The sequence below is a fragment of the Jatrophihabitans endophyticus genome, assembly GCF_900129455.1.
Classification (GTDB): domain Bacteria; phylum Actinomycetota; class Actinomycetes; order Mycobacteriales; family Jatrophihabitantaceae; genus Jatrophihabitans; species Jatrophihabitans endophyticus.
The window spans coordinates 69167-84095 of sequence record NZ_FQVU01000001.1; the positions used below are offsets into that span (position 1 = coordinate 69167).

The window sequence follows — 14929 nt, forward strand, 5'->3', positions numbered from 1 at the left end:
TCGCATGCCCTACCGGCGCACCGCGGCCGTCCAGGCCCGCCTCGACGCGCAGCACGAGCGCATCATCGCCGCGGCGGCGGCGCTGCTGGCCGAGCACGGCTACGCCTCGTGCACGGTGGCCGCGGTCGCCGCGCGCACCGGCATCGCCACCGGCACCGTCTACAACCACTTCGCGAGCAAGGCCGACCTCGCCGCCGCGGTGTTCCGCACCGTCGTCACCCGTGAGGTCGAGGTCGTCCGCGCCGCCGCCCGCGCGCACGACGACGTCGCCGGGCAGCTCACCGCGATCGTCGAGACGTTCGCCGGCCGCGCTCTCAAACAGCCCCGCCGGGCGTACGCGCTGCTGGCCGAACCGGTCGACGCCTGCGTCGAGTCGCTGCGACTGGACTTCCGCCGCGCGTTCCGTGACGTCATCGCCGAGGCCGTCGCCGACGGGGTCCGCTCCGGCCGGCTGCCGCCGCAGAACGCCGACGTCGTCGCCGCCGCCCTCGTCGGCGCCGTCGCCGAGGCGCTCGTCGGCCCGCTGGCCGTCGGCCACGACGACCCCGACACCCTGCCCACCCTCGTCCGCTTCGCGCATCGCGCCGTCGGAGGCACCCCGTCATGACCACCCCGCCCGGCCGTCGACCCACCCACGACGTCACCAACCAGGTGCCGCCGATCGTGGGTCGCGACATCACGACCCACCCCGCCCTCGTCGAGGGGATGACCCGCGAGGGTGCGGGCTGGGCGGTGCCGGAGGTCGCGGACCTCGGTCGCCTCGGCAACAGCGAGCAGTGGCAGCAGGCGGGCCGGCTGGCCAACGAGCACCCGCCGGTGCTGCACACCCACGACCGCTACGGCAATCGTGTCGACGAGGTCGAGTACCTGCCGCAGTACCACGACCTGATGGCCGCCGCGGTCGAGCACGGCCTGCACGGGGCGGCGTGGGCCGACGATCGACCCGGCGCGCACGTCGCGCGCGCGGCGAAGATGATGGCCTGGGGAGTCACCGACGCGGGCCACCTGTGCCCGGTCTCGATGACCTACTCGGTCGTGCCGGCGCTGCGGGCGGCACCCGAGCTCGCGGCGGCCTACGAGCCGCTGCTCACGAACCGTCACTACGACCGCGAGCTGCGCGCGCCGCTGACCAAGGCCGGCCTGATCGCCGGCATGTCCATGACCGAGAAGCAGGGCGGGTCGGACGTGCGGGCGAACACGACGCGCGCCGTCCCGAACGCCGACGGCAGCTACGCGCTGACCGGTCACAAGTGGTTCACCTCGGCGCCGATGTCCGACGTGTTCCTGACGCTGGCCCAGGCCCCGGGCGGGCTGTCGTGCTTCCTGGTGCCGCGGGTGCTGCCCGACGGCACCCGGAACGCGTTCTTCCTGCAGCGGTTGAAGGACAAGCTCGGCAACCGGTCCAACGCCTCGAGCGAGGTCGAGTACGACGGCACGCTCGGCTGGCTCGTCGGCGACGAGGGGCGCGGTGTCGCCACCATCATCGAGATGGTCACCATGACCCGCCTCGACTGCGCGCTGATGGCCGCGGGCGGCATGCGCCTCAACATCGCCCACGCGCTGCACCACGCCACGCACCGGCGGGCGTTCGGGCGTCGGCTCGCCGACCAGCCGGCGATGACGAACGTGCTCGCCGACCTCGCCGTCGACGCCGAGGCCGCGACGACGCTCGTCCTGCGCGTCGCCGGCGCGGTGGATCGCGCGACGCGCGGCGACGACGCCGAGCGGTCGTTCCGGCGCGTCGCGCTGGCGGTCACGAAGTACTACCTGTGCAAGCGGCTGGCGTCGCACACCGTGGAGGCGCTCGAGTGCCTCGGCGGCAACGGCTACGTCGAGGACTCCGGCATGCCGCGGCTGTACCGCGAGGCGCCGTTGATCTCGATCTGGGAGGGCTCGGGCAACGTCGCGGCGCTCGACACGGTGCGGGCGATGGCACGCCAGCCGGCGGCGGTGACGGCATTCCTCGAGGAGCTGGACCTCGCGGTGGGCGTCGACAGCCGCTACGACGACGCGCTGGCCGTCCTGCACAAGGAGCTCGCCGGCGGCGACCCGCTGGAGCTGCAGTACCGCGCCCGGTACCTGGTCGAGCGGATGGCGCTGCTGCTGCAGGGTTCGCTGCTGCTGCGCCACGGCGACCCCGCGGTCGGGGACGCGTTCGTCGCGTCGCGGCTGGCGGGGGACTGGGGGACCGCCTACGGGACGCTGCCCGCCGGGGTCGACACCGCGGCGGTGCTCGCCCGGGCGGCCGTGCCCGAGTAGGCCGGGCGCACGCGGCTCAGCTGGCGCGGCGGTGCGGGGAGGCCAGCAGCAGGTCGGCGCGGCGGGCGGCGACGCTCTGACCGTTGGGCAGCAGCTCGCCGAAGTCCTCGAACGCGACGACGCCGTTGCACAGCAGGCTCCAGCCCTGCTCGGGATGGGCCGAGACGACATGGGCGGCGTGGTGGTCGACCGCGTCGGCCGTGGGGCAGCAGGGCACGTGCGCGCAGGAGTAGGCGGCGGAGTGCTCGATCGGGGTGTCGATCATGTTCGTTCCTGTAATCGCTTCCGGGTGAGGAGTCGACCCAAGTGTGCACTGTTTCCGGTGCAGATCCAGGACACTTGCTCGGGACGCGTACAAATGATCCATCGGCGTGACCTGAACCACAAGTAAAGCCCGGATGGCATCGTTACCTAACCGATATCAAACATCGGGCATATGCCTGTTTTACGTGCGACCCTCGCGATCCTGTGCGCGACGCAGCCTTCGCGTCCGGGGTACCCAGTCGGCGAGCACCGCGGGGAAGCCGGCGGCCAGCGCGGCCGCGACCACTTCGTCGTCGTCGTCGACGACCGCATGCACGCCACGGGGAGCGAGCCGTCGCAACGCCCCGAGCTTGTACGCCGGCGCGGGCCGGAAGTCGCCGTCCGGGCGCATGACGAGCTCCCCGGCGGGCAGGCCGTGCTCGGCGAACCATCGCGCGGTGACCTCGCGCAGCCACTCCGGCCGCCCGGTCAGCCACACGATCTCGTGGCGGGAACCGAGGTCGGCGACGAGCCGGGCCCCCTCGGGCAGCAACCCGTCGTCGCCCGCCGCCCGGAAGAACCGGTGCCACGCGCCGCGGTCGAGGTGGTGCAGCCGGTGCCGGACGTCGGCCACGACACCGTCGACGTCGAACACGGCGAGGCCGGACACCACGCCGCCCCGGGGGCCGGCGGGCGTCCCCTCGCCGGCGCTCTGCGCGTCCGGGCGGACGTCCGGGGAACCCACACCGCCAGCGTAGAGTTACCGCCTCGTGCGCTTCCTCGCCTCGTCGGCCGTCCCGTCGTTCGATCTCACCTACGACGACGTGTTCATGGTCCCGGCCCGCTCGGACATCGGCTCTCGCTTCGACGTCGACCTGACCACCGCCGACGGCAGCGGCGCGACGATCCCGCTGGTCGTCGCCAACATGACCGCCGTCGCCGGACGCCGCATGGCCGAGACCGTGGCCCGTCGCGGCGGGCTGACCGTCCTGCCGCAGGACATTCCCGTGGAGGTCGTGCGCGAGGTCGTCGAGTGGGTCAAGCGTCGGCACCTCGTGATCGACACCCCGGTGACCCTCACCCCGCACTCCACGGTGAGCGACGCCCTGGCCCTGCTGCCGAAACGAGCGCACGGCGCGGTCGTCGTCGTGTCCGACGACCGGCCGGTGGGCGTGGTGACCGAGGCCGACTGCGCGGGCGCGGAGCGCTTCGCGCAGCTGCACGACGTGATGACGGCGAACCCGCTCACGCTGCGCGAGCCGATCGAGGCGCAGGACGCGTTCACCCGGCTCGACGCCGAGCGCCGCAAGCTCGCGCCGGTCGTCGACGCGGCGGGTCGGCTCGTCGGGGTGCTGACCCGGACCGGCGCGCTCCGTTCCACCATCTACCGGCCCGCCGTCGACGCCGGCGGGCGGTTGCGCGTCGCGGCCGCCATGGGCGTGAACGGCGACGTGGGCCGGCGCGCGACGGAGCTCCTCGACGCCGGTGTCGACGTCCTCGTCCTGGACACCGCGCACGGCCACCAGCAGCGCATGGTCGAGGCGCTCGCCGCGGTACGGGCCCTCGCGCCGCGGGTGCCGGTCGTGGCCGGCAACGTCGTCTCGGCCGAGGGCACGCGCGAGCTCATCGAGGCCGGCGCGGACATCGTCAAGGTCGGCGTCGGGCCCGGGGCCATGTGCACGACGCGGATGATGACCGGCGTCGGCCGGCCGCAGTTCTCGGCCGTGCTCGAGTGCGCCGAGGCCGCCCGGGCGCTCGGCAAGCACGTCTGGGCCGACGGCGGCGTGCGGCACCCGCGCGACGTCGCGCTGGCCCTCGCCGCGGGCGCGTCGTCGGTGATGATCGGGTCGTGGTTCGCCGGCACCTACGAGTCGCCCGGCGATCTGCACGTCGCGCCCGACGGCCGCGCCTACAAGGACAGCTTCGGCATGGCCTCGGCCCGCGCGGTGGCCCGGCGAACCAGCGGCGAGAGCTCGTTCGAGCGGGCCCGCAAGGCGCTGTACGAAGAGGGCATCTCGAGCGGCCGGATGTTCATCGACCCCGAGCGGCCCGGCGTCGAGGACCTCGTCGACGCCATCACCGCCGGCGTCCGCTCGGCGTGCACGTACGCCGGCGCGCGCACCCTCGCCGAGCTGCACGAGCGCGCCGTCATCGGCGTCCAGAGCACCGCCGGCTTCGCGGAGGGCCGCCCGCTGCACAGCGGCTGGTGACCCGCTTCCCGCGAGTGGTCGCCGAGAACGCGAGTGGTCGGCAATATCGCGACCTCCGGCCGGCGTAAACGAGCACTCGAGGGGGCAGGATCGAGGCCATGCTGCTGCCGATGTCGCCGACGAGCTCGATGTTCCTCATCGCCGAGTCGCGAGAGCACCCGATGCACGTCGGCAGCCTGCAGCTGTTCAAGCCCCCGGAGGGCGCCGACGCGTTCGACATCCGCACGCTGCTGCGCGAGCGGATGGCCGACGACGCGGTGGCGCCCGTGCTGCGACGCCGACCCCGTCGGTCGGTGACCACCCTGGGGCAATGGGGCTGGGAGGTCGACCAGGCCTTCGACCTCGAACACCACGTGCGCCACAGCGCGCTGCCGCGCCCCGGCCGCGTCCGCGAGCTCCTGGAGCTCGTGTCGCGGCTGCACTCGACGCTGCTCGACCGGTACCGGCCGCTGTGGGAGATGCACCTGATCGAGGGCCTCGACGACGGCCGCTTCGCCATCTACAGCAAGGTGCACCACTCGGTCGTCGACGGCGTCTCGGCGCTGCGGATGCTCGCCTCGATGCTGAGCGAGGACGCCGAGGAGCGGGACATGCCCGCCCCGTGGGCACCGCGCGAACGCTCCCCGCGCCGCCCCCGCACCGGCAACCGATCGGTCAACGCCGTGGCCAAGGTCGTCGGCGACACCGCCGGCCTCGCGCCGTCGCTGGCCCGCACGGTGACGCGCGCGGTGCGCGAGCAGGGCGCCACGATGTCGTTCTCGGCGCCGCAGTCGATCTTCAACGTCAAGATCACCGGAGCGCGGCGCTTCGCCGCGCAGTCGTGGCCGATGGAGCGGTTGCGTGCCGTCGGCAAGGCCGGCGGCACGACGCTCAACGACGTCGTGCTCGCGATGTGCTCCGGCGCGCTGCGCCGCTACCTGCTGGCCATGGACGAGCTGCCGACCACCTCGCTGATCGCGATGGTCCCGGTGTCGCTGCACGGCGACGGCGAGGGCGACATCGACGGCGGCAACGCGATCGGGCTCGTCACCTGCCGGCTCGGCACGGACCTCGACGACGCCGGGGAACGGCTGGCCGCCGTCCACCGCTCGATGACGGAGGGCAAGGAGTCGCTGTCGGGCATGAGCCGGCTGCAGATCCTGGCCATGAGCGGCATCGGCATCGCGCCGCTCGGGCTGTACCCGGCGCTCAAGCTCGTCGACACCGTCCGCCCGCCGTTCAACCTGATCATCTCGAACGTGCCGGGCCCCCGGCGGCCGCTGTACTGGAACGGCGCCCGGCTCGACGGTCTCTACCCGCTGTCGATCCCGCTGGACGGGCAGGCCCTGAACATCACGTGCACCAGCTACACCGACGAGGTGGCGTTCGGCCTCACCGGATGCCGGCGGACGGTGCCGCACCTGCAGCACCTGCTGACCTATCTCGACGACGAACTGCGCGACCTCGAGCTCGCGACCGGCGCCTGACCGCTACCCGAGCGCGTCCGCCCAGGCGCGGTGGGTCCGCTCGTCGAACGCGACGAGCACGCAGCGCGTGACCCGGGTCGTGGCCGTGCGCAGCGCGGCGACGCTGACCGCCGCGGCCGCGGCGAGCGGGTAGCGGTAGACGCCGGTCGAGATCGACGGGAACGCGACGCTGCGCGCCCCCACCTCGTCGCAGCGGCGCAGTGACTCGACGTACGCGCCGTGCAGCAGCTCGGCCGCCGGTTCGTCGATGCCGTGGCGGGGACCGACCGCATGCACCACATGACGCACCGGCGGATCGAGGTCGAAGGCGGGCGTGACGACGGCCCCGCCCGGCGGGCAGGGCGCGAGGGGGCGCAGCGCCGCGAGCAGCCGCGGTCCGGCCGCCGCGTGGACGGCCGCGTCGACCCCGCCGCCGCCGACCAGCGCTGAGTTCGCGGCGGTGACGATCGCATCGACGGCGATCGCGGTGATGTCGCCGCGGACGAGGTCCAGCCGCGGTGCCCCGGTCACGCCGGGTTCCTACCCGCGCCGCGCGGCGTCGAGGGAGTCGAAGAGCCGCAGCCGCTCGTCGAGCCCGGTGAGCGTCAGCGGCCGGCGGACGGCGCGGGTGCCGGCGACGATGCGGACCTCGCAGCCGCGAGCGGTGCCGAGCACGTCGACGGCCAACAGCATCTCCATGGCCGCCGCCGAGAGCAGGGTGACCTCGGAGAGGTCCAGCACCAAGGTGGCGGCACCGTCGACCCGGTCGAGCAGGTCGCCGCGCAGCCGCGGCGTGACGACGTAGTCGAGCTCGCCGCCGACCCGGGCGACGCGAACCCCGTCGCCGTCGACGTCGCCCTCGGCGATCTCGGGGTCGAGCACGAACCGCCGGGGCGGGTCGAGCGACGGGTAGGGCGGCATGGCTCCTCGCGGCAGGCAGTGATCCAGCTCCGGTCGTCGGCCCTCGTGGCCGGCGGCTGGAGACACGGCTGGCTGCGTAACCGCGCAGCAGATCGTACGGTCTGCCGCCGACGGCGGCGACCCGGACGCCACGCCCGGTGCCGGCGCTACCCGCCGAACCAGTGGCTGCCGTGTCCCGGCCCGCGATCGTGGGACGACGGATCGGCTACCGAACGGTAATGTCCGCTTCGTCCACCTACCGAGGAGCCCCGTGATGCGCACCGCTGCCCGCCCGGCCCGTCCTGTCAGCCGCGGTGTCCCGGCCGCCCTCGTCGCCGTCGTCGGGGTGCTGCTGGTCCTCGCCGGCACGCTCGTCGGCGCCGGTCGTGCGGGCGCCGCGGCGGGCCCGCCGCTGACCGAGCCACCCGCGGCGCTGTCGGCCGCACTGGCGTGCGACGGCGACCTCGCCGCCGGGCCCACGCCGGTGCTGCTCGTGCCCGGCACGACCCTCACCCCGGACGTCAACTTCTCCTGGAACTACGAGAAGGTCTTCTCCGCCGCCGGCCGCCCGTGGTGCGCGGTCACGCTGCCCGGGCACGCGATGGGCGACATCCAGGTGGCCGCGCAGTACGTGACGGCCGCGATCAGGACCATGCACGAACGGGCCGGTCGCGCCGTCTCGGTCGTCGGGTTCAGCCAGGGCGGCATGGTGCCGCGCTGGACGCTGAAGTACTGGCCCGACACCCGCACGATGGTCGACGACGTCGTCGGCATCGACCCGTCCAATCACGGCACCTACGACGCGCACGTCGTGTGCGCGGTCGGCGGCTGCGCTCCCGCGATCTGGCAGCAGCGCACCGGCTCGGCGTTCCTGACCGCGCTCAACACCGGCGGCGAGACGTTCGCGGGACTGTCCTACACGCAGATGTACACCGCGCTCGACGAGGTCGTGGTGCCGAACTTCGACCCGGTGGCGAGCTCGGCGCTGCACACCGGGTCGGGCCGGATCAGCAACGTCCTCGTGCAGTCGATCTGCCCGGGGCACGTCGCCGAGCACCTGTCGATGGGCACGTTCGACCCGGTGGCCTACGCACTGGTGATCGACGCGCTGACCCACGCCGGGCCGGCCGACCCCGCGCGTGTCTCGCGCTCGGTCTGCCTGCGCGCCAGCATGCCCGGCGTCGGCGCCGCGACGGTCGCGACCCGTTTCCCGGGCGTCGTCGCGACCGCCGGCCAGCAGCTGCTCACCTACCCGCACGTCGCCGCGGAGCCGCCGCTCGCGCCGTACGCGGCCGGCTGACCCCGCTTCTCAGGCGCCGTGCCCCGCGGCGACCTCCTCGCCCGCCGCGACCGGGCCGGGCGGCGTGCCGTCGCCGAACGGCCGCCCGCCGAGGTCGCCGCGACCGTGCGCGGTGAGCCAGTTCCCGAGCTCGGGGCCGGCGGGGACGACGCCGGTCGGGTTGATCTCCTTGTGCACCAGGTAGTAGTGCTCCTTGATCTGGACGAAGTCGGTGGTGTCACCGAAACCCGGGGTCTGGAAGAGGTCGCGCGCGTACGCCCACAGCACCGGGAACTCGGTGAGCTTCTGCCGGTTGCACTTGAAGTGGCCGTGGTAGACGGCGTCGAAGCGGGCCAGCGTCGTGAACAGCCGCACGTCGGCCTCGGTGATGGTGTCGCCGACGAGGTAGCGCCGGTCGCGCAGTCGGTCCGAGAGCCAGTCCAGCCGGGCGAACAGCGCGTCGTAGGCCCGTTCGTAGGAGCGCTGGCTGGTGGCGAAGCCGCACTTGTACACGCCGTTGTTGACGTCGTGGAACACCAGTTCGGCGACCTCGTCGATCTCGTCGCGCAGCGGTTCGGGGTAGAGCTCGGGCGCGCCGTCGCGGTGGAACGCGGTCCACTCGAGCGAGAGGTCGATCGTGAGCTGCGGGTAGTCGTTGGTGACGACCTGACCGGTCGGGACGTCGACGATCGCGGGCACGGTGATGCCGCGGGGGTAGTCGGGATACCGCGCGAAGAAGGCCTGCTGGAGGCGCTCGATGCCCAGCACCGGGTCGACGCCGCCCGGGTCGAGGTCGAACGTCCAGCTGCGCTCGTCGTGTGTGGGGCCGCAGATGCCCATGGACAGCACGGGTTCGAGACCCAGCAGCCGCCGGACGATGATCGCGCGGTTCGCCCACGGGCACGCCCGGGCGACGACCAGCCGGTAGCGGTCGGCCTCGACCGGGTAGCCGTCACGGCCGTCGGCGGTGATGCGCGTGGTGATGTAGTTCTGGTCGCGCTCGAACGAGCCGTCCGAGCCCATGTCCTTGGTTGCCGATGTGGTGGCGCTGTCGTTGCTCACGACGGCAGTGTGCCCACCCGGCGGCCTCGGCGACGTCGCCGACAGCCCGTTCCCAGCCGCCGCGGTTAGCGTGGGTCCGATGACGGCCGTCGGCGCGCCCCGCCTCGATCTCACGAGCGACCACGTGCCGGTCAGGGGCGCCCGGGCGGGGGAGCTACGGGCCTACGGCCGCATGGTGCGCATGGTCGGCCGCGGCGTCCCGCAACCGCCGGCGGGTCTCGGCACCCCGACCCTGCTGGTACCCGGGTTCCTGTCCGGCGACGTGTCGCTCACGCTGCTGTCGCGCGAGCTGCGGCGCCGGGGTCACCGCACGTTCCGCAGCGACATCGGCGCCAACGTCGGCTGCACCGAGCCCATGGTGCGGCGCCTGCTCGACCGCCTCGAGGTGGTCGCGGCGGCGGAGGGCGGCCCGGTGACCCTGGTGGGTCACAGCCGCGGCGGCATGGTGGTGGCTCTCGCCGCGCGCCGCCGCCCCGACCTCGTGGCCGGCGTCGTCGCGCTGAGCGCGCCGGTGACGGGCTCGCTCAGCGTCGCGCCGCACGTGCGCAGGCAGCTGGAGCTGCTGTTCCGGCTCAACCGGCGGGGTCTCACCCGGGTGCTGGGCGCCGACTGCGTGACCGGCGACTGCGCGCTGCGGGTGGCCGCCGAGCTGACCTCGCCCTTTCCGGCCGCCGTGCCCTTCACGTCGGTCTACTCCCGCGACGACGCGATCATCGACTGGCGCACCTGCCTCGACCCCGCGGCCGAGCTGGTCGAGGTCCGGTCCGGGCACGTGGGCATGGCGACCGACCCGGCGGTCGTGCGCATCGTCGCCCGGCAGCTGGCGGCGATCGCCACCACGGGCTGACCCGTCCCGACCGCCTGCGGGGGACGCTCGGGCAGACTGAGGCGGTGCCCGAGCTGCCCGAGGTCGAGTCCGCCCGCTCGGTCATCGCGGGGTCAGCCCTGCACCGGCGCATCGACGACGTCGACGATCGCGACACCTACGAGTGCCGGCCGCACCCGCCGGGGGAGCTCCGTGACGCGCTGGTCGGACGGACCATCGTGGCCGCGCACCGGCGCGGCAAGCTCATGTACTGCGAGACGTCCGACGACGGGCCGTTGCTCGGCATCCACCTTGGCATGGCCGGCCGCATCCTGGTCACCCGCCCGTCGGGCGAGACCGACGAGGGCGGTGACTACGCCGGGTCGGGACGAGGACGGAGCGCGAACGCGCGCAAACCCGAGTGAGACCGCTTCACCGTCTCCTTCGCCGACGGTGGGACGCTGCGATTGTTCGACAAGCGACGGCTCGGTCGCGTGTATCTCGACCCCGACGTCGCTGCTCTCGGCCCCGACGCCGGCGAGGTGGGGGTCCGCGAGTTCCGGGAGATCGTCGGTGCGAGCGCGGCGCCGGTCAAGGCCCGGATCATGGATCAGCACGCGCTGGCCGGGGTCGGCAACCTGCTCGCCGACGAGGCGCTCTGGCAGGCCGCGATCGACCCGAGGCGTGCGGCGCGGGAGCTGTCGCACGACGAGCTCGGCGCGCTGCACCGGGCGCTGCGTACGGCCATCCGCTCGGCGATCCGGCAGGGCGGCGTGCACACCGGCGTCGTCGTCGCGCACCGGACGAAGGGCGGTCACTGCCCGCGGTGCGGCGCCGAGATGGCACGCGCCACCGTGGGTGGGCGCACCACGTGGCGGTGCAGCCGGGAGCAGTGAACCGGGCGGCCGGACGTCAGCGGCCGACCGGACCGGTGCCCGAGATCCCGAGGGCGGTCGCGACGCCCTGCTTGGCGACTGGCTTGGTGGCCGGCTTGGTCGTCGGCTTGGGGGTGGCCGCCGTGGAGCCGCTCGTCGGCTTCGCCGCGCTCGTGGCCTCGCACGACCCGGGCGAGGTCGTGGCGAGCCGGCCGATGTCGTCGGCCCCGAGCGCCTTCGGGAAGACCGTCAGGCCGGCCACCGCGCCGCGGAACCCCGAGGACAGCGCGCCGACCTCGACGCCGGTCAGTGCGGCGGCACCGCTCGCCACCGTGCCCTGCGCGACGCCGTCCACCGCGAGCGTGGCCTTGCCCCCGCCGACCGACAGCGTGACGAGGTGCCAGGTGCCGGCCAGGGCCTGCCCGAACGTCTCGGTGCCGTAGGACGCCCCGGCGGCGGGCAGGCCGTACCCGGACAGCTGCACGTGCGACGCGGCGTCGCCGGTCGTGTCGTAGGTGCGCACGAAGCCGCCGGCCGGCGCGCCGGAGGCGCCGACGGCGCGCACGAACGTCGAGAAGTCGGCGGCGCTCGCGTCGGTGCGTTCCCAGAGCGCGATCGTCCAGGACGTCGGCGACCCCGGCACGCCCACGCGTCGCTGCTGACCGGCCGCGGTGACCTCGGCGCCACCGGTGACGCCGTCGGGCACGTCCGTGGCCGCGACCGGCGAGCCCGACCACCCCGTGCCGCGGGCGAGGTCGCTGCTGGCGACGGCACCGAGCTGGCCCGCGAGCGTGGCGTACCCGGGCGCCGCGGTGCACGAGGTCGTGGCCGCGGCGGCCGCGGTGGCCGTCGTGGTGGCGGTCGTCGGCGCGAGGTGCAGCAGCGTCACGCCGCCGTCGACCGGGACGGTGAAGCCGGTGCCGGTGCCGACGCTCGTCTCGGCGTTGCCGCGTGAGGGCTGGCGCACCGTGGCGGTGTGCGTCCCGGACACCTGCACGCGAACCGCGCGCGAGGTGTCGGCGACGCGGTCGTGGGTGGCCGCGTCCTCGACCGGCGTGGCCAGCCAGAGCGCGAGCGTCTCGCCGCCACCGGCGGGGTCGGTGATCGACAGCGTGCGCAGCAGGCTGCCGCCGCCGCGCACCGACGTCACGTCCGAGGCCCGGGCGGCACCGGCGGCGACCGACGCGGGGGAGCCCAGCGCGACGTCGGCGAGCAGGTTGCGCACCGCGGTGTAGGCGGGCTTGACGGTGCCGTCGTAGCGGACGAGGCCGTAGTGCTGCTCGGGGTCGGTGTTCGCGGCCTGCGGCTTCTCGTCGAGCAGCTCGTAGAGGTAGGTGCGCGCGACGCCGAGGCGAGCGGCGTCCAGCAGCGTGCGCACGGTGTAGTCCGCGGCGGTGGCGTCGGTGGCCGCGAACTGCGTCGGGCTCATCGCGGTCGCGTCGGTGTAGCCGGCCTCGGTGACGACCAGGGGAAGGGACGGGTCCTGGGCCTTGGCCGCCGCCGGGAGCCGGCTCTCGAGGGCGAGCTCCGGGGCGGCGCCGCCGCTGTAGGTGTGCACGTTGGTCACGCTCGCGAGACCCTGGACCGACCCGAACTGCGCGATCGACCCCGGACGGCAGAACGCGGGGGCGAAGACGCCGAGCCGGCGCAGCTCGTCACTCGACTGCAGCTGCTGCACCAGCGCCTCGGCGTAGGCGCGCTGGTGGGCGGCCCAGGCGGAGTCGCCGGAGCAGTCGTACTCGTTGGTCGGCTCCACCGCGTCCACGTAGGGCGCCACCTGCGTGAGCGCCGACAGCTGCGCGGGGTCGACCGACTGCGTGCTCGCGTCCTTCGTCCCGCCGACGATGAGCGACGAGCGGATGCCGGCCGCGCCGAGCTGGCGCAGGGCGGCGACCTCGTCGGGCCGGTCGGCCACCAGCCCGTCGCGCACGTGCCGCACCCCCAGCCCCTGCAGCAGGGAGCGGACCCGGTCGGTGTCGGCGTAGGCGGTGTCGTTGTAGTAGGTGTGCACGTTGACGCCGACGGACTCGATGAGGTCGTTCGCGGTGACGACCCGACGCTCGGCCGCTGCCGGGATCGACACGGTGCCCGCGGCGGCCGGCACGGCACCGGCGACCCCGCCGGCCAGCAGCCCGGCCACGACCGTCAGGGCCACGCCGGCCCCCACGAGGCGACGACGGCGCGCGGAAGGGGCGACGGGAGCGGTGCGGCGGCGCTGGATCACGGCGGTACTGCCTTCTGACGGTCATGACGGGACGTAGGTCCCGCCGTCGGCCCCCGCCGGACTATCACTGTAAGGCCTTTAGTCCCGATCTACCTAACACGGATTTTGCATCTGACAGACATTGTCCGAATAACCCGGTTCGCAGGACGTGGCGGACGGCCGCTTCGCGACGCGCTCGGCCGGGGATTGCCCGGTCTCGGCGCGCCGCACCGGCATGATCGAGGCCAGGCCGACACCCGGCCGACGACCCCCGCCAGGCGTGCCCCGCGCCGGAGAGAGGACCCGGCCGTGCCCCCCTCGGCGCAACCCCCGCCGCAGCCGCAACTGCCGCAGCCGCAGGCGTCCACGCCGCCGCCGGCCGGGTCGCGCCGGCGCCGGGCCGCCGTCCTCGCCGTGGGCGTCGTCGCGGTCGCGGTCATCGTGGTGGGGATCGTGGTGGCCCTGCGCGCCGACCCCGACGGTGGCACCGCGGCGCGCCGGACGTCCGCCGGCACCGCTCCGCGGACCACCGTCGGGACCATGGTCCCGACGGCGTCGCCGAGCCGGGTGCCCGCCGGCCTGCCGGCGCGGGCCGGCGTCACCGTCGGCAGCGCGCTGTACCAGCGTTCGCCGGCCTCGCTCGCGCGCGCCCTCGACGACGTCGTCGACCTGCACCTCGGCTGGATCCGGATCGACCTGTCGTGGGCCGAGATCCAGCCCGATTCCGCCGCGCGCTTCCGGTGGGAGGACGTCGACACCGTCGTCGCCGCGGCACGGCGCCGTGGCCTGCAGGTGCTCGGCCTGCTCACCTACACGCCCGCGTGGGCCCGGGCCGACGGCTGCCGGGGCTTCGTGTGCCCGCCCCGCAGCACCGCCGAGTTCGCCCGCTTCGCCGCGGCCGCCGTGGCCCGGTACGCGCCGCGCGGCGTGCGCACCTACCAGCTCTGGAACGAGCCGAACATCGCGCAGTTCTGGGCCGACCCCGACCCCGTCGCGTACGGCCGGCTGGTGACCGCCACCGTGCCGGCGATGCGCGCCGCGGCGCCGGGCCTGACCGTCGTGCTCGGCGGGCTGGCCTTCGCCGGCACCGACGACGACGCCCGGGACCGGGGGGACGTCGACGCCGGCCGCTTCCTCGCCCGCGCGTGCGCCGACCGCCGCTGCCCGGTGGACGCGATCGGCTACGACCCCGACACCTACCCGGCGCTGCCCAGCGCCACCACGCAACCGCCCAACGCCTGGCAGCTCATGACCCGGCCGGCATCCGGACGGGTGGCGCTCCGCACGGCGATGGCCCGGGTCGGGCTGGGCAGGACGCCGGTCTGGGTGACCGGCTTCGGTGCCCCGACCCGCTACGCCGGCGCCCGCAGCAGGCGGGTGGTCGCCGAGTCCACGCAGGCCCGCATCCTGCTCGACGGCGCCCGGTTGGCGGGACGCCGCGACTCGGGCGTCGCGGCCTACTTCGTCGACACCCTGCGCGACACGGCTCGGCACGGCAGCCTGCGCGACCACTTCGGGTTGGTCACCGCCGACGGCCGTCGCAAGCCGGCGTTCCGCACGCTGGCCCGCGCCTTCGGCGGCTGAACCCCTGCCCCTCGCTGGTGATCGACATCCATTCTCCGCCGTCCTGACGACGGCAAGCGGATGT

General features: G+C 74.4%; 15 protein-coding genes. 9 read left to right on the forward strand and 6 right to left on the reverse strand.

Annotated features, from left to right (window positions below; all coding sequences use genetic code 11):
* The first annotated feature begins 4 nt into the window (after nt 1–4).
* Both BUE29_RS00330 and BUE29_RS00335 read left to right on the forward strand, forming a co-directional pair.
* Complete coding sequence (locus BUE29_RS00330) at nt 5–607, forward strand: TetR/AcrR family transcriptional regulator (protein WP_073384589.1); 603 nt, start codon at nt 5–7, stop codon at nt 605–607.
* Nucleotides 604–2259, forward strand: a complete 1656-nt coding sequence (locus tag BUE29_RS00335; RefSeq protein ID WP_073384591.1) for an acyl-CoA dehydrogenase family protein — start codon at nt 604–606, stop codon at nt 2257–2259. The genes BUE29_RS00330 and BUE29_RS00335 overlap by 4 nt, the downstream gene beginning before the upstream one ends.
* A 16-nt stretch (nt 2260–2275) precedes the next feature.
* On the opposite strand, the gene BUE29_RS00340 is transcribed toward BUE29_RS00335, so the two are convergent.
* Complete coding sequence (locus BUE29_RS00340; RefSeq protein WP_073384593.1) at nt 2276–2524, reverse strand: DUF5999 family protein; 249 nt, start codon at nt 2522–2524, stop codon at nt 2276–2278.
* A gap of 180 nt (nt 2525–2704) precedes the next feature.
* Nucleotides 2705–3247 carry a phosphatase domain-containing protein gene (locus tag BUE29_RS00345; RefSeq protein WP_234971291.1) on the reverse strand — a complete coding sequence of 181 codons (543 nt, stop codon included), beginning with the start codon at nt 3245–3247 and terminating at the stop codon, nt 2705–2707.
* Between the two features lie 25 nt (nt 3248–3272).
* Between BUE29_RS00345 and BUE29_RS00350 the strand changes: the two genes are divergently transcribed.
* Together BUE29_RS00350 and BUE29_RS00355 are read left to right on the forward strand one after the other, a co-directional pair.
* A complete protein-coding gene (locus BUE29_RS00350) occupies nt 3273–4712 on the forward strand; it encodes a GuaB1 family IMP dehydrogenase-related protein (RefSeq protein WP_073384595.1) in 1440 nt (479 codons plus the stop codon).
* A gap of 98 nt (nt 4713–4810) precedes the next feature.
* Complete coding sequence (locus BUE29_RS00355) at nt 4811–6178, forward strand: WS/DGAT/MGAT family O-acyltransferase (RefSeq protein ID WP_073384597.1); 1368 nt, start codon at nt 4811–4813, stop codon at nt 6176–6178.
* A gap of 3 nt (nt 6179–6181) precedes the next feature.
* Here BUE29_RS00355 and BUE29_RS00360 read toward each other — a convergent pair whose 3' ends face one another.
* Both BUE29_RS00360 and BUE29_RS00365 read right to left on the reverse strand, forming a co-directional pair.
* Complete coding sequence (locus BUE29_RS00360) at nt 6182–6688, reverse strand: macro domain-containing protein (RefSeq protein ID WP_234971292.1); 507 nt, start codon at nt 6686–6688, stop codon at nt 6182–6184.
* Nucleotides 6689–6697: 9 nt separating this feature from the next.
* Nucleotides 6698–7144: an STAS domain-containing protein gene (locus tag BUE29_RS00365; RefSeq protein ID WP_143167901.1), complete on the reverse strand. Its 447-nt coding sequence runs from the start codon at nt 7142–7144 to the stop codon at nt 6698–6700.
* Nucleotides 7145–7331: 187 nt separating this feature from the next.
* On the opposite strand from BUE29_RS00365, the gene BUE29_RS00370 reads away from it, so the two are divergent.
* Nucleotides 7332–8357, forward strand: a complete 1026-nt coding sequence (locus BUE29_RS00370; protein ID WP_073384599.1) for an esterase/lipase family protein — start codon at nt 7332–7334, stop codon at nt 8355–8357.
* Nucleotides 8358–8366: 9 nt separating this feature from the next.
* Here BUE29_RS00370 and BUE29_RS00375 read toward each other — a convergent pair whose 3' ends face one another.
* A complete protein-coding gene (locus tag BUE29_RS00375; RefSeq protein WP_073384601.1) occupies nt 8367–9359 on the reverse strand; it encodes a glutathione S-transferase family protein in 993 nt (330 codons plus the stop codon).
* Nucleotides 9360–9477: 118 nt separating this feature from the next.
* Here BUE29_RS00375 and BUE29_RS00380 point away from each other — a divergent pair, with 118 nt between their 5' ends.
* The 3 genes from BUE29_RS00380 to BUE29_RS22700 all read left to right on the forward strand — a co-directional run bounded on the left by BUE29_RS00380 (nt 9478) and on the right by BUE29_RS22700 (nt 11099).
* Entirely contained in the window at nt 9478–10245 is a 768-nt protein-coding gene (locus tag BUE29_RS00380; RefSeq protein WP_159440806.1) for an alpha/beta hydrolase, read from the forward strand.
* 44 nt (nt 10246–10289) lie between these two features.
* On the forward strand, nt 10290–10628 hold the full coding sequence (locus tag BUE29_RS22695; protein WP_200799962.1) for a DNA-formamidopyrimidine glycosylase family protein: 339 nt from the start codon (nt 10290–10292) through the stop codon (nt 10626–10628).
* Nucleotides 10629–10697: 69 nt separating this feature from the next.
* The gene (locus tag BUE29_RS22700; protein WP_200799963.1) at nt 10698–11099 is read left to right on the forward strand and encodes an Fpg/Nei family DNA glycosylase; all 402 of its coding nucleotides are present in this window, start codon (nt 10698–10700) and stop codon (nt 11097–11099) included.
* Nucleotides 11100–11115: 16 nt separating this feature from the next.
* Here the strand turns inward: BUE29_RS22700 and BUE29_RS00390 are convergent, their stop codons facing one another.
* On the reverse strand, nt 11116–13233 hold the full coding sequence (locus BUE29_RS00390; RefSeq protein ID WP_159440807.1) for a LamG-like jellyroll fold domain-containing protein: 2118 nt from the start codon (nt 13231–13233) through the stop codon (nt 11116–11118).
* A gap of 357 nt (nt 13234–13590) precedes the next feature.
* Between BUE29_RS00390 and BUE29_RS00395 the strand changes: the two genes are divergently transcribed.
* Nucleotides 13591–14865: a glycoside hydrolase 5 family protein gene (locus tag BUE29_RS00395; RefSeq protein WP_073384605.1), complete on the forward strand. Its 1275-nt coding sequence runs from the start codon at nt 13591–13593 to the stop codon at nt 14863–14865.
* The last annotated feature ends 64 nt before the right edge of the window (nt 14866–14929 follow it).

Excerpts from the sequence above, each read along its gene's own strand:
- BUE29_RS00330 (WP_073384589.1), top strand. The coding sequence starts at position 5 with ATGCCCTACCGGCGCACCGCGGCCGTCCAGGCCCGCCTCGACGCGCAG.
- BUE29_RS00335 (WP_073384591.1), top strand. The coding sequence starts at position 604 with ATGACCACCCCGCCCGGCCGTCGACCCACCCACGACGTCACCAACCAG.
- BUE29_RS00340 (WP_073384593.1), bottom strand. The coding sequence starts at position 2,524 with ATGATCGACACCCCGATCGAGCACTCCGCCGCCTACTCCTGCGCGCAC.
- BUE29_RS00355 (WP_073384597.1), top strand. The coding sequence starts at position 4,811 with ATGCTGCTGCCGATGTCGCCGACGAGCTCGATGTTCCTCATCGCCGAG.
- BUE29_RS00370 (WP_073384599.1), top strand. The coding sequence starts at position 7,332 with ATGCGCACCGCTGCCCGCCCGGCCCGTCCTGTCAGCCGCGGTGTCCCG.
- BUE29_RS00375 (WP_073384601.1), bottom strand. The coding sequence starts at position 9,359 with ATGGGCTCGGACGGCTCGTTCGAGCGCGACCAGAACTACATCACCACG.
- BUE29_RS00380 (WP_159440806.1), top strand. The coding sequence starts at position 9,478 with ATGACGGCCGTCGGCGCGCCCCGCCTCGATCTCACGAGCGACCACGTG.